The sequence below is a fragment of the Streptomyces xylophagus genome, from assembly GCF_000716435.1.
In the GTDB taxonomy this organism is placed as follows: domain Bacteria; phylum Actinomycetota; class Actinomycetes; order Streptomycetales; family Streptomycetaceae; genus Streptomyces; species Streptomyces xylophagus.
Genome location: NZ_JNWO01000130.1, coordinates 1 through 509, shown reverse-complemented (window position 1 = coordinate 509; position 509 = coordinate 1). Strand labels below are relative to the sequence as shown.

Sequence of the window (509 nt, the reverse complement as noted above, 5' to 3'; positions counted from 1 at the left end):
CTTCCTTTGCCACGCGGCGTCCTTCGCCTTCACGGCCTCGACGAGATTGCCGTGTTCATGCCAGACGCCGATCCAGAACAGGCAGAACCCGGCGACGAGCGCCGCGCCTACTGGCGTGGAGATGAAGTCGCAGAAGCCCTTCCAGAGCTTACCGCCGATCAGGCTGATGGCTTGCCAGGTCAGCCAGGCCGGGATCATTCGATCCTCCCGGCCTTCGCTGCGGGAATGCCGTCACTGCACAGCGCGATCTCGTCGATGCGCCGGTTGAGCAGGCCTTGACGGAAGCGGCCCCCAGAGAGGGTGTACTTACGCATGCCTTCGCAGGCAGCCTCGTACTCGCGCTTGTTCAGAAGCTCGACGGTGCTCGAATGGCAGAACCGATATTCGCCGACGTTGTAGTTGAAGTCGATGAACGAGGCGAGCATCTTGGCCGAGATCGGCACGTAGATGCACGACACGGCGCTATTGGCATAGCGGACGGGCTTCTTCGAGAGCATCTGCGTACACTC

General features: G+C 61.7%; 2 protein-coding genes. Both read right to left on the bottom strand.

Annotated elements, in window-relative coordinates:
* Positions 1 to 198 (bottom strand): hypothetical protein (locus tag OO70_RS50620; RefSeq protein WP_043688373.1); only part of this gene is annotated, 198 nt, incomplete at its 3' end.
* Positions 195 to 509, bottom strand: a 315-nt coding sequence (locus OO70_RS50615; protein WP_234337159.1) for a glycoside hydrolase family protein, incomplete at its 5' end; no start/stop codon positions are given. The genes OO70_RS50615 and OO70_RS50620, both read right to left, overlap by 4 nt.